Raw genomic sequence first — 14,176 nt, forward strand, 5'->3', positions numbered from 1 at the left:
TAACGAATGACGGCTTTGTTTGAGAAATTTCCAATAAGTTGCTTCAAATTTCAGAAAGAAATCATCAATTACGCAGAATAATTCGGTACTATTGAACATCAGGACTAGGGCTTTAGGTTTTGTGTGGTAACTCAACTGATGGCTCTAGTCCTCTTATTTTTCAAGTCATTTTCTTATCCGCGATTCGGGTTCAATAGTAAAAAAATCATTATATATTTGACAATTATCTAATATGTAAGTGTCATCCATTATGGATGCCTCATTGTATTTTTACCAATCATATCAATTGGATAATTGTGGTTTAAGGTAATGGCTATAGATACATTTGGTTAATAAGGATAATAATAATCCTGCAATCTCATTTCTTTGCTGCCAAATACAATTGAGCAAACTATTTTACTCAGCAAAAAAATTCGACTCCCCCTAAAAACACATACAAATCAGTATGTTTATTTTTATTTATTGTAAAAACCACTTATAAAGTATTTTTGAGTATTTTTCAAACTAAACCAGTGACCTAATCTAGTCCTCATTTTATTTTTTAGAGCTTTTCAATCCACAATGCACACAGACAGTGGACATGCACCTTTATTGAAATTGAATGTACTATATAGCTAGTTCACAGGCTGCACAGCAATAAATTAAATACCCTTTTCTCACTCAATCAAAACTTGAGCTACAGCTTTTGCTGCACTGGCCGCAGTTCAAAAACTTGAATGTTGTCATGTACAGTTCGGTGAAATTGAAGAGTTGGTCACTGATGCGAAGTTTAAAGAAGCCAAATGGAGCGCGCATGATAGATATTGAATTGATATAAAGACATTCGAGAGTGTTATCTATTCAGTTAATCTGCGAAAATCACTTTCAATTCAGTCATAAAGAAACCGAGCAATTTTATCTCATTGTTAATAACTGCATTTCTTGAAATGATGAGTCGAATATTGATGCAAAGATGATATTGCTCAACCTGTTTGGCTTTTCGACAAAAATGTATTTTGATATTCATCTTATGTAAAAAATAAAGTTGAAGAGCATAAAATTTAAATCTGCTATAATTGCCCACATTCCAGTGGGCTTTTTACTCTATACCCCACCCACCTTTTCAAAAACGGGTAACAAAACGGGTAACCCCGCATACACCTAAAATTAATTTTTTTATTTTTCAGTTGGTTATAATGAAAATTGTCATTCTTAATAAACCTTATGACGTCCTCTCCCAATTCCGTAAAGACGAAGCCCACATGACCGTGTCTGACTTCGTGGACGACCCAAGCTTACGTTTGGCTGGCCGTCTGGATATGGACTCTGAAGGTTTAGTTTTTTTAACCGATCATGGTGGCTTAAACCAATACATTACCAATCCTGCTAACAAGAAGTTCAAGACTTATCTGGTTCAGGTTGAAGGTGATGTGACTGAAGAAGCACTTGAACAGTTACGTCAAGGTGTTGAACTTAAAGACGGCATGACCCTGCCTGGCAAAGCCATTAAAGTGCAGCAACCTGAATGGTTATGGGATCGTGATCCTCCTGTCCGTTTCCGTGCCTCAGTTCCAACCTCTTGGGTTGAAATTTCAATATGTGAGGGTCGTAACCGTCAGGTTCGTCGTATGACTGCTGCTGTGGGCTTTCCAACTTTACGTTTAATTCGTACTAAAATTGGTGCTATTGATCTTGTTCAATTGGCTTTACAACCGGGTGAAACCAAAGAAATTGAACCGCTGTTATACCCAGACTTTAAAGATGTCCCTGCCGAAGAGCCATACCGTTCACGTTCTTATGTGAAAAAACCGGGTGGTACTGGCGGTAAACCGATGGTTCGCAAGAACAAAGATGGTTCAGTGAAAAAATCTGGGACTAAACGTATCTGGCAAATGGATGAGAGTGAAAAACCACGTCGTAAGACCAATGGTACAACACGTCCAAATACTAAAGCACCGCGTGGTCGTGGGCGCAATGGTCGTTAAGGTTTTGTTTTAAATTAAAGCTCACGTAAGTGGGCTTTTATTTTATTGGTACTGCTTTCGTTATAATCAACTCACCGTCAATTGGCTTCTCTTTCTCTTCATAATGTACCGCTAAAGATAAATACATTAACGAATTCCTAACAATGCGTAGTAAATCCATTAAAGACTGCTCAAATTCTGAAATTGGCATTTCTAAAATATATTTAGATTTTATCTTTTTTTCTTTGATTTTCTCAATAACCTCCATGTATTCAGCAGAACTTTGAAGGTTATTCTCTTCTAATTCATCTTGTTTCCTTAATAACGCTTGATGCCTCAATACTTCACAAGAATTATATTTCGTATTTAACTCATACCCAAAGTCATCAATAATCCTAAATGATCTATGCTCAAGATGATTTCTTATTTTTGCTAATTTATATGTTTTTGGGTTTGAATAAAGGTCAAGGCTAGGGGAATTTCCCTCTATCTCTTTAAGAATATAAAATAATGCATGAATGAAATAATTCTTCGAATTTTGAAAAATCTTATTTGGTTTGAACTCTCCATATTTATACTCTCCAAATATTTTTTGAAAACTCACCTTCCGATCATCAATTTCTAAATTAAAATATTTAGCAATGAAATACGATATTTTATCAAATATAGAGTAAAGAATACGGAATGCGGATTTCATATGTGAAGTCTTTAAATTATCTATAGCATGTAATTTATCGTAAACATGCTGGTATGTTTTATTATAAAAATGTTTAGATTCTTCCTTTATTTTTGAAACTTGAAAAACCAAAAATCGTGCATACGTGAACTCATTACGTAATTCATCAAAATTTGAATGAAATACTAAATCCTCTTTTAAACTTAATGCGCTATTAATTTTTCTAGTCATAGATGGAAGCCCTAATATATCTTGAAAAACTATTTCTTCACTCAAAAGATCATTCAAATCGTTAATAAATAGTTTATTCTGGGCAACCCAATGCAAATACAGAGATTCCTGTTTGGTTTTAGTCTTCTGTTTATAGTTCCTTAAATAATTAAAATCATCATTCTTAAAGTTCTTCTGATACCATTGCTGGAAAGTATGTAATCTACCATCTTTTTGAAGTGGTATTTTTTGCTCCACATCCAATAAATCTATATTTTCATAGCCTTCTGTTATCAGCTTATTAGCAAAGAAGTAATGGATAAATGTATGAGAATCATCATATAATTGCTCAGCTCTAAACAAAATATCTCTTGCTTTAGCAACTATAGCAACAGTATTTCTATCAATCTCAATTGCTTGATCCCAATAATATTGGGCACAAAAACAGCGTCCTTGTGACGACAAAAAGTTACCTAAATTTGTTAAAGTACATGAAAGTAAGCTCACGGCTCTTTTTTCTTTTTTCAAACAATAAACCGCATTTTGATAAAGATTAACCGTATTAATCAGATATCGAGAATACCAATCTTCACCATGATATTGATATATTTCAGAACTACAATTCCCTAAAATATAATAAAAATAGCCTTCACAAGTAGCATTTTCAAAGTTGAAAGATTTTTCTGTATATTCTTTGAATAATTGAATTAATTCATCTTTCCTATTTTTATCCAATATTAATTCGTCGGCTAGATTGGCCAATACATTGAGTTCATGTACATCCAGTTCTATCATATTTTTATACTAAAAAACCCATACCTAAGTATGGGTTTTACATGGTTTTTATATACTATGCAAATTAAGCAAAGATTTCCACCTGCTCTTCCTGACGGCGCATAATCACTGCACCATTGCGCACACTTAACACCGCTTTGGCTTGATTCGCGACTACATCATAATCATTTTGCGCATTCATAATAATAAAGCTGGCTGGACGGCCTACTTCAATCCCGTATTGATCGCCCAAGCATAATGTTTTGGCAGAATTATCAGATACGAAATCTAAGCAACGCTGTAAATCTTCATAACCCAACATGTGGCAAATATGCAGCCCGGCATCCAATATGCGAATAATATTGCCATTCCCTACCGGATACCAAGGGTCACGAATTGAATCCTGTGCAAAACTGATATTCATGCCAGCACGGTCAATTTCCGCAACGCGTGTTAAACCACGGCGCTTCGGATAAGTATCAAAACGGCCTTGCAAATGAATACTTTCAGTCGGGCAGGAAATAAAATTAATTTTCGAACGTTTTAAAAGGCGAAATAACTTGTAGCAGTAGGCATTGTCATACGAACCCATGGCTGTGGTATGACTAGCCGTGACACGCTCACCCATGCCACGCACACGAGCTTCATCTGCAAGTACTTCCAGAAAACGTGAGGCAGGATCATCAATTTCATCACAGTGCACATCGACTAAGCGGTCGTATTTCTCGGCTAAATCCATCAGAAAATGTACCGAACTGACACCCTTTTCACGTGTGTATTCAAAATGTGGAATCCCGCCGACCACATCCGCACCGAGCTTCACCGCTTCTTCCATCAAGCCATGACCGTTTTTATAGGACTCAATACCTTCTTGCGGAAAGGCTACAATCTGTAGATTGACCTTGTCTTTAATTTCTTCTTTCACTTCCAGCATGGCGTGCAAAGCGGTTAATGCAGGATCCGTCACATCCACATGCGTCCGTACATGCTGTATGCCGTGTGCTGTCAGCATATCCACAGTTTTTTTAGCGCGCTGCTTGGTATCTTCAAAGGTGATGGTTTCTTTACGTTGTCCCCAACGCTCAATTCCTTCAAATAGCGTACCGGACATATTCCACTCCGGTTCACCTGCAGTCAGCACAGCATCTAGGTGAATATGCGGATCAATCAGCGGTGCCATTAATAATTGCTGTTTGGCATCGATCACATCGGCAGATACTGCCTCATTTAACAAGCCAGTTTGCAGCTCAATACTGTCAAAAGTACCTTGCTGATAACTTACAGTGTAAAGACCGTCTTTATGGCGTAATTTTGCGTTAATAACTTTCATCATCTTCTCTTTTATCTATGACTGATTTGCCAAATCAGCAATGCAACCGATGCATTTAAACGGAAATTGGCAGAATTTATGGATTGACCGGTTAAGGTCTCTATTTTTTGAATGCGTTGATTCAGGGTATTGCGGTGTATGCTCAGACGCTGCGCAGCTGCAGCCAGATTGCTGTTTTCTTTCAACAAGGCATCTAAGGTTTCCAGCAGCACATAGGGATGCTTTTTATCGTTCAGCATTAACATGCCCAAAGTTTCCTGCATAAACTGCTGCATGACCGATTTATTCGGAATCGCTTTGAGCAGCTTTAAAATGCCTAAATCTTTATACAGGCAGACACCTGCATCGACCTGTACATCGGCAGCAATTTCCTGCGCTTGTGAGGCTTCCCAAAATCCGCGCTGAAAAGCCACAGCGGAATTGACTTCATTGGATAGACCTGCAAAGACGTTCAGTTCTGAATCCAGACTGTTCATGTGCTGGATGAGTGCAGATAAAGACTTCATCCAGTCATCGACATTCAGCTGTTCCAAAGACAGCACCATGTTGAACTGATCGCCTTGGCGGATAATCGGAAAGCTTTGCGCATGCTGCTTGCGCCATTGTTCAAGCAATTCATAACATTGCTGTTTCATTTTAAAGAAATGGCTTTCATTGGCTGCATTTGCGGCAGCATGAAACAGCGCGTGGATATTGCTGAGCTTCAGGACAGCAATGACATGTCTACCCAAGACTTGAAGTTCCAGATGCTTTGCCCGCAGCTGAATGGTTTCAAGAGAGGGATAATCGCCCATCAGCAGTTGTGTCACCACATCTTCTGCTGATTTTTTCACTTGTGACAGCTGCACCAGGCGCGTGCCAATAATATGTGTCACCTCAATCATTTTCAGACTGTAAGGCTGTTCAATTAAAGGTAATCCCAATGCTTCTGCACGCTGAATGACGCTTGCAGGAATGTCATGAATAAACTCCTCTCCTGTCATCACCACCAGACCCGCAACTTTACGCTGATGCGCCTGTTCCAGTAGCGTGAGCAGGTTATTTTCATCACGGACATAATTGATGCCGGTGACAAAAACCAGCTCACCGCCTTCAATCCATTCTGCAATGCCTTCATTTTCCGCCACATAAAACCAGCGCACATTATTCTGAAGATTTTGGCTTCCTGCACGCAGCGTCATTTCATACAGTGGCGGCAAATCCAGCACATCCTGAACCGTCATGCTCATTCGCTTACTCCACTGCCTCTTTCATGGCCAACTGCTTGAGCGGGAAAAGGCTATTCAATACAGCATAGACCGTGAATGCCACAGCAATACCAACGATCGGTGCAATCCAAGGTGAAGTGTAGGCACAGACTGCTCCTACTGTGTAAGCAGCCAGACCGATCCAATTAAAGTTTGGCAATACTGCATCATTTAAACGTGGATACTTGCCCTTATAGCGCACCCAGTAATCCGCTATAATCACACCGCCTAGAGGTGGAATAATCGCACCCAGCAGCAACAGGAAGGGAATCAGAAATTCATACATGCCCAGCACGGCCAAAATAATGCCCAGCACCGCAGAAATCAGCACCATGGTTTTACGGCGTTCGCTGCGAACCAAGTGGCAAGCGGCTGCTGAGACGTTGTAAATGGTCGGGCCTTGAATGGTCCAGAGGTTCAGGCACAGCATAATGATGGCTGCAACAGACAAGCCTTGTAAAATCAGTACTTCGACGATATCCGGTTGTTGATAGACAATTGCCATCCATGCGCCTGCCAATACCATCAGACCGTTACCGATCACAAAACTCACCAAACACGCCCAAACGGCTATACGGCTGCTTTTTGCCATACGGGTCCAGTTGGTGATTTGGGTTGCACCACTGGCAAAAGTTCCGAAAACCATGGTAATCGCTGTGGCGAAAGTCAGACTTTCCGTCGGCTTGACGCTATTCAGCCCAACCCATCCGCCAACTTCTTTGGTGGCTAGATAAATCGAACCGAGCAACAGCAAAAACATCATTGGAATAGACACCCGGGACAGATATTCCAAACCTTTAAAACCAATTAAAGCGGTAACGGAAAAGCCCAGGCCGAACAACACCATCAAGGGCATATTCCACGCTTCAGGCAAATGAATAATCTTGGCCAAAGAAATCGCCAGGGTTGCGGTCCCCCATGCAAACCAGCCCAGTTCAGCAAAGCCCAAGAGGAAGTCGGAAAGTTTGCTACCAAGATTGCCGAAGCAAAAACGGCCCATCAGTACGGTATTTAAACCGCTACGGGCAGAAATTAGACCCAGTGAAGCCGCATATAAAGCCAAGAGAAAATTACCAATCGCGGTAATCCACAGAATATCGATAAAGTTAAAAGCCACACCAATTTTTCCGCCGGCAAACATGGTGCCGGTAAAAAAAGTGAAACTGAACAGTACCAATGCAATAGGAACAAAACCTTTGCGCTGACTTTCGGGAGTTTCGGTCAGCGGGCTTTCATCGTGTGCATTCATCATCACACCTCGGTGTCACAGTCATTAAGGAATACACGTGAATTGCAAGAGGCGTGCCGACTTTTAAAAGCTGTTTTTTTAGTCTGTTTTTTCTATTTTTATATGCATTTTGCACAGTTTTTTAATTATTCCAGCCAAATATGCGCCATAAATATGTGCACTCACACAAACTACGCACCCTAATCCTGTGCATAAAAAAACAGGTTTGAAGCAGCCCATTCTTGTTTTTTTTTTGATGGTTCCCCTCTCAATCAACCTCAATCAACTCAAAATGACAGACAATAAAAAACCGGCGCCTAAGCACCGGTTTTTTATATTTCTCTCAGTTTCCTGAGTGAAGGATCAACTTATTGAGCAGATTCAAGTGCTGCATTTAAAGTTGCACTTGGACGCATTACAGCATTTACTTTCGCTGTATCTACAGCATAGTAACCACCGATATCTGCAGCTTGACCTTGAACTTGTGCAAGTTCAGCAACGATTTTGTCTTCGTTTTCAGCCAACGCTTTTGCAAGTGGAGCGAATTTCGCTTTCAACTCAGCATCTTCGTCTTGAGCAGCAAGTGCTTCAGCCCAGAATTTAGCAAGATAGAAGTGGCTGCCACGGTTATCAAGCTCGCCAGTACGACGTGATGGTGACTTGTCGTTGTCTAGAAGTTTACCCGTTGCTTGGTCAAGTGACTTAGCAAGCAATTTCGCACGTGCATTGTCTTCTTTCAAGCCAAGCTCTTCTAGAGAAACTGCTAGAGCCAAGAACTCACCAAGTGAATCCCAACGCAAGTGGTTTTCTTCAACCAACTGTTGTACGTGTTTAGGAGCCGAACCGCCTGCACCTGTTTCGTACATGCCGCCGCCCGCCATTAACGGAACGATAGACAACATTTTCGCTGAAGTACCCAATTCCATGATTGGGAACAAGTCTGTTAGGTAATCACGTAAGATGTTACCAGTTACTGAAATAGTATCCAGACCGCGAGCAACACGTTCAAGTGTGTAACGCATAGCACGTACTTGAGACATGATTTGGATGTCTAGACCGTCTGTGTCATGATCTTTCAAGTATTTTTCAACTTTTTTGATCACTTCGTTTTCGTGTGGACGGTACGGATCTAACCAGAAGATCGCTGGCATACCAGAGTTACGAGCACGTGTTACAGCAAGTTTAACCCAATCTTGAATCGGAGCGTCTTTCACCTGACACATACGCCAGATATCGCCTTCTTCAACGTTTTGAGACATCAATACTTCGCCAGTTTCGATATCAACGATGTTTGCAACGCCAGCTTGAGCGATTTCAAATGTTTTATCGTGTGAACCGTATTCTTCAGCTTTTTGCGCCATCAAACCAACGTTAGGTACAGTACCCATAGTACGTGGATCGAAGTTACCATTCCATTTACAGAAATTGATCATTTCTTGGTAAATACGTGCGAATGTAGATTCAGGCATTACAGCTTTACAGTCATAAGGTTTGCCGTCAGCGCCCCACATTTTACCGCCACCACGGATCATTGCAGGCATAGAAGCATCTACAATTACGTCGTTAGGTGAATGGAAGTTTGTGATGCCTTTAGCAGAATCAACCATTGCAAGTGCAGGACGGTGTTCTTGACAAGCATGTAAGTCTTCGATGATTTCTTCACGTAAAGAAGTTGGAAGAGTCTCGATTTTTTCGTAAAGACCAGCCATACCATTGTTGATGTTAATACCTAACTCATCAAACAGTTTGCCGTGCTTTTCAAAAGCTTCTTTGTAGTAAATCTTAACACAGTGACCAAATACGATTGGGTGTGACACTTTCATCATTGTCGCTTTCACGTGCAATGAGAACAAGATGCCAGCTTCGCGACAATCTTCGAGTTCTTTTTCATAGAAATCGCAAAGTGCTTTTTTGCTCATAAACATTGAGTCAATGATTTCGCCATCAAGAAGCGTAACTTTTGGCTTAAGCACAATGGTTTCACCAGACTTGGTGATAAGTTCCATTTTTACATTGCGTGCACGATCAAGTGTCATAGATTTTTCACCGTGGTAGAAGTCGCCTTCATCCATGTGAGACACGTGAGTTTGTGACCATTGCTTCCACTCGCTCATAGAGTGCGGGTGTTTTTTCGCATAGTTTTTAACAGCAGTAGGTGCACGACGGTCAGAGTTACCTTCACGTAGTACTGGGTTAACAGCAGAACCTAAACATTTGCTGTAACGTGCTTTAATTGCTTTTTCGTCTTCTGTAGTCGGGTTTTCAGGATAGTCCGGCAATGCATAGCCTTTAGACTGAAGTTCCTTGATACATGCTGTCAACTGACCAACAGAAGCACTGATATTTGGAAGTTTGATGATGTTAGTGTCTGGATTTTGAGTCAGACGGCCTAGCTCAGCTAGGTTGTTTGGTACCTTTTGCTCGTCGCTTAGGTAGTCTGCGAATTCTGCGAGCACGCGTGCAGCTACAGAGATGTCAGTTTTAACAATCTCGATGCCAGCCGGCTTAGTAAAGGTCTCAATAATCGGCAGTAGTGAGTAGGTCGCTAACAGTGGCGCCTCATCGGTCAAAGTGTAAATGATTGTTGACTTTCCACCAGCCATATATAGCCCCTTTGCGTTGGATTGAGTTTTTTAGAACTGAACTTTTGGCTCAGTCCTTCGAACCGGTTTGCTTAAATAATACATTGAAAGTATCGGTGCCTTTGCACCTCAGCCACACAGCAATATCTTTGCATATTGCTGTGTGGCTGAAAATTCGAATACATCAGTGTGGTTCACCAATGCGCATATTCTACTTGAAATTTCCTCTCATTTCGAATACAGGACTGGTTAAGGCTCTATTTTGGCACCTAAATGCTGTGTTTATTGTATCAACGATGTTTTAGCTTAAAAAACAAATATTAACTATATTTATCAAATTGTTATATATGATTACACGTGCTTTTACTGATCAAAAAATAGGCTATTTGTTTTAACCATTTACAAACTAATTACTTGCAACATGTTGGGTATCATGGAAATAAATTATTACTGACGCAATACAATGCAAATTTCTACTTTTAGGCGAATGAAAAATACTGCGATTGATCGTTCTTAACTCTCATTATTATAGATATGAAATCTAAATAACTTTAGACAGCAATTTCCTGCAATATATTTTTATCTTAAAACTATTTTGTGTCTGCTGTTTTAACTGGCTGATAAATGATCTAAAAACCACATCACTATTTTAAGGCATGATGAAATAACTTTAGGTCAAAATCTATTTGCATATTTTGAACGCTAAAGAATTCACTAAATAATACCATCTGTATCCAATCCATCCATATAGATCAATAGCTATTGTATACAATAAAAAACCGATGCCTAAGCACCGGTTTTTCTTTAAACAAACTTTTTTGAAATCTTAAGCACTTAACCATTTTTCAGCTTTGACTTGATCTTCAACTTTCAGTTCAACTTCAGTCAATTCATTGGCTAGTCCGCTCAGTTCAAACTGCATCAATTCATCACGGCGGAATGCATATACCGTGTAATCACCGGCGTGTTTTACATATTTGGCCAGCAGCTTTTCAGAGGCCTTAAGACCGTCTATGGCAATAATCACGTCATTGGCAGACAGACCTGCTTGTGCGGCTGCACTGTCACGGCGCACTTGTTGAATCATCACACCTTCAGCTTTATCAGCAACTTTGAGTCCAAACGGCAAAGACTTGTCATTTTTAAGGTTGTAACTTAAACCAAACTCAGGGAACAACTGATCCAGCGGCAACTCATCTGTGGTGTTAATCAGGTGATTAATTTGTTCTAACCAATCATCGCCAGTCAGGGCTTTACATAACTCGAAGATGGTGCGCTCATTCACCTGAATGCCATTTTGCGCATTTTCATACAACTTACGCATCAAAGCATCCAGACTTGAACCACGTAAACGTAACCCTAGATCCAGACACAGGGCCACCAAACAGCCTTTGTTGTAATAGCTGGTACCCGCGTTATTCGAGTTTTCATCCTGACGGTAGAACTTGACCCAGGCATCAAAACTGGATTCAGCCACGGTTTGAATGGCATGACCGGGGTTTTGTAAATAGCGGTCAATCTGTGCTTTTAACAGTTTCAGATAAGATTCCTGAGAAATAACGCCGCTGCGTAGCAAGATCAGGTCATCGTAGTACGAAGTAAAACCTTCAAAAATCCAAAGCAGCGAAGTATAGCCTTCCCTGTTCAGGTCGTAATTGACAAAGTTTTCAGGACGAATAAATTTCACCAGCCATGAGTGAAAATATTCGTGGCTACACAGTCCCAAGAAACGCTGATAATCTGCAGACGGTTCAGCCGGTTCATCTGCTTTCGGCAAGTCTTCACGCGGTGTAATCAGACTGGTGCTGTTGGGATGTTCCAGACCACCATAACTATTGCCCGTTGCCATGGTCATAAAGGTATAGTTGGAAAATGGCGCTGAACCAAACATGGAAATTTCTGTACTACAGATTTTTTCAATATCCTGCTGCATACGCTGTGCATTCATGGCATGTTTGCCTGAAACCACAAACTCGTGCGGAATGCCATTGGCCTCAAAACTAAAACGGGTCTGATCGGCCAGTTCAAAGGGTGCATCAATCAGTTCTGCATAATTTTCAGCTTTTAAGGTAAAACGGCCTTTAACCAGACTTTTTGCAGCCAGTCCGGTCGCCAGCTGAAAATGCTTTAACTCATCCGGCAGAAAGACTTCGACTTCAACCGCTTTCTGTTCATGCCCTTCCAGACCAAGACAGACACAGGCCGGATTGACATACAAACGGGTTTGATCGACATAGGCTCCACGCACTGACAGGTCATAGGCATATACATCATATTCCACCGTAATCAGCTCGTGATCAGTATTGAACAAACGCCATTTATTTTTTTCAAATTTTTGAATTTTTAAAGTGCGCCCCGCTTCATCAGAGGCCTTGACTGACTCAAGATGTTTTGAAAATTCACGAATCAAATAGCTTCCCGGAATCCAGGTCGGTAAAGATAGAACTTGGGTAGGATCTGCTAAAAAACGAAGAGTCACGTGAATAAGATGCTGACGATAGTCGTCAAATTCGATTTGATAATGCAACATAATGGGCAATATAAAATTTAAAAAAGTGAACTTAACAATTAGCTTAGCATTTTTTTATCAAGCAATGCTGAACTGTCGCAATTGTCTACAATTCCGACTAGCCATTCTGCAAAAAAAGGCATAGCATGCCTCATATTTTTTGCATTTTGAATGCCAACGGATTGGCCACTAAGGAAGATCATTGAAAGCTGTCATCTACCTCCTCGCATCACTCAGTTTATTGTGCTCCACGCTAGTCAATGCCGCATTACTGAACCTTGTTCCTGAAAGTGTCGAAGCCCCGGCGTGGACCATTCTGGATACCCAATCAGGCCAAGTTATTGCAGAGCATAACAGTCATGAACAACGTGCTCCGGCATCCATGACCAAAATGATGGTTGCATACATTGCACTCAAAGAAATTCAAGCAGGACATTTAAAGAAAGATGAAATCATCACCGCTACACCTGTGGTCAAAATGGTGCAGTGGGATGAATCACAGATGTTCCTTAAAGAAGGACAACAGATTTCAGTCGATCAGTTATTGGCAGGCTTGGTGGTGATGTCAGCCAATGATGCTGCGGTGACTTTAGCAGAACGAATTTCCGGTACTGTTCCGGCTTTCATTGCACGCATGAATAAAGAAGCCCAAGCTTTGGGAATGAAGGATACGCATTTTGCCAATGCACCAGGTGTGACCATGCCGGATCATTTTTCCTCTGCGCATGATATGGCACTCCTGGGACAGGCATTAACGATTCAAACCCCTGAATATCTGCACTATTCAGTAATGCCAAGTTTCAGCTTTAACCAACGCTTTCACCGTGCAACCAATCTGGCACTCAAATTCGATCCAAGTGTAGATGGTTTAAAAACCGGCTTTACCAAAGCGGCCGGTTATAACCTGGCATTGACCGCACACCGACCGACTGGAAATCCGGCATTACCGGAACGTCGCCTGATTGTGGTGGTTATGGGCACCAAAAATGCCTTAAAACGTGCTGAAGTGGCGCATACCCTCTTGGACATGGCTTATACCTATACCCGCAACGAAGTGGCCATTAAAGATAAACAACTGATTGCCGAATTACCGGTAATCAAATCCACTCTAAAAATGTTTAAGCTGGAAACCAAACAACCGCAAATTGTGACCACTTCTTTATATGAACAACCTTACGCCATTGACCTGAAAGCTTACGACACGGTCAATCAGCGGATTATGCTGAATACCGGTAATGGCACCATTCAAGCCATTGAACCTTTACAGGAAACCAAGACCCACTTAAATGTGAAAATTAATGAACAGTTACTGACTGCCCCTTTGGCCAAAGTTATGCAACTGGCTACGGTACAGGTCTATCAGAACAATCAGTTGATTCGAACCATTGCCATTGAAGATGATGTGCAGATTGAAGAAGCCAATTTTTTCCAGAAAATCGCGATCTGGTTTAAACAGCTTTTTTCTTTTTTCTCCAGTGATGAAGTTAAAGTCAAAACTTATCCTCTAGGCTAATTAGGTGACATTTCTTTAAATTATGTAAGTTGTATAACAATTTCAACCGAAGCAATACATTGAAGATGGCATATTCGGGTCTGTTGATACTTCATCTATGTTTGCGACTGCGAGTATTTTTAGGCGATACAAGGCGTGAAATACAAAATTTAGTCATTCTAAAT

Annotated in this window: 8 protein-coding genes and 1 pseudogene; 2 read left to right on the forward strand and 7 right to left on the reverse strand. The window is 40.8% G+C overall.

Going from position 1 to position 14,176, the window contains the following annotated elements; genetic code table 11:
• Positions 1 to 99: pseudogene (locus tag FB6_RS04770) on the reverse strand (IS982 family transposase); the annotation flags it as partial.
• 1,076 nt (positions 100 to 1,175) lie between these two features.
• On the opposite strand from FB6_RS04770, the gene FB6_RS04775 reads away from it, so the two are divergent.
• Complete coding sequence (locus FB6_RS04775) at positions 1,176 to 1,964, forward strand: rRNA large subunit pseudouridine synthase E (RefSeq protein ID WP_174558904.1); 789 nt, start codon at positions 1,176 to 1,178, stop codon at positions 1,962 to 1,964.
• A 37-nt stretch (positions 1,965 to 2,001) separates the two neighbouring features.
• On the opposite strand, the gene FB6_RS04780 is transcribed toward FB6_RS04775, so the two are convergent.
• From FB6_RS04780 to FB6_RS04805, 6 genes are all read right to left on the reverse strand, one after another.
• On the reverse strand, positions 2,002 to 3,624 hold the full coding sequence (locus FB6_RS04780; RefSeq protein ID WP_174558905.1) for an LA2681 family HEPN domain-containing protein: 1,623 nt from the start codon (positions 3,622 to 3,624) through the stop codon (positions 2,002 to 2,004).
• 64 nt (positions 3,625 to 3,688) lie between these two features.
• Complete coding sequence (gene codA, locus FB6_RS04785; RefSeq protein ID WP_174558906.1) at positions 3,689 to 4,933, reverse strand: cytosine deaminase; 1,245 nt, start codon at positions 4,931 to 4,933, stop codon at positions 3,689 to 3,691.
• A gap of 11 nt (positions 4,934 to 4,944) precedes the next feature.
• Positions 4,945 to 6,162: a PucR family transcriptional regulator gene (locus tag FB6_RS04790; protein ID WP_174558907.1), complete on the reverse strand. Its 1,218-nt coding sequence runs from the start codon at positions 6,160 to 6,162 to the stop codon at positions 4,945 to 4,947.
• A gap of 4 nt (positions 6,163 to 6,166) precedes the next feature.
• Positions 6,167 to 7,429, reverse strand: a complete 1,263-nt coding sequence (gene codB / locus FB6_RS04795) for a cytosine permease (protein ID WP_174558908.1) — start codon at positions 7,427 to 7,429, stop codon at positions 6,167 to 6,169.
• Between the two features lie 347 nt (positions 7,430 to 7,776).
• Positions 7,777 to 10,011: an NADP-dependent isocitrate dehydrogenase gene (locus tag FB6_RS04800; RefSeq protein ID WP_174558909.1), complete on the reverse strand. Its 2,235-nt coding sequence runs from the start codon at positions 10,009 to 10,011 to the stop codon at positions 7,777 to 7,779.
• Between the two features lie 805 nt (positions 10,012 to 10,816).
• A complete protein-coding gene (locus FB6_RS04805) occupies positions 10,817 to 12,520 on the reverse strand; it encodes a M61 family metallopeptidase (RefSeq protein ID WP_174558910.1) in 1,704 nt (567 codons plus the stop codon).
• A 181-nt stretch (positions 12,521 to 12,701) separates the two neighbouring features.
• On the opposite strand from FB6_RS04805, the gene FB6_RS04810 reads away from it, so the two are divergent.
• Positions 12,702 to 14,012 (forward strand): D-alanyl-D-alanine carboxypeptidase PBP6B, encoded by a 1,311-nt coding sequence (locus tag FB6_RS04810; protein ID WP_174558911.1) that lies wholly within the window; start codon positions 12,702 to 12,704, stop codon positions 14,010 to 14,012.
• Positions 14,013 to 14,176 lie beyond the last annotated feature (164 nt).

Source organism: Acinetobacter bouvetii (assembly GCF_902753875.1).
Lineage (GTDB): Bacteria > Pseudomonadota > Gammaproteobacteria > Pseudomonadales > Moraxellaceae > Acinetobacter > Acinetobacter bouvetii_A.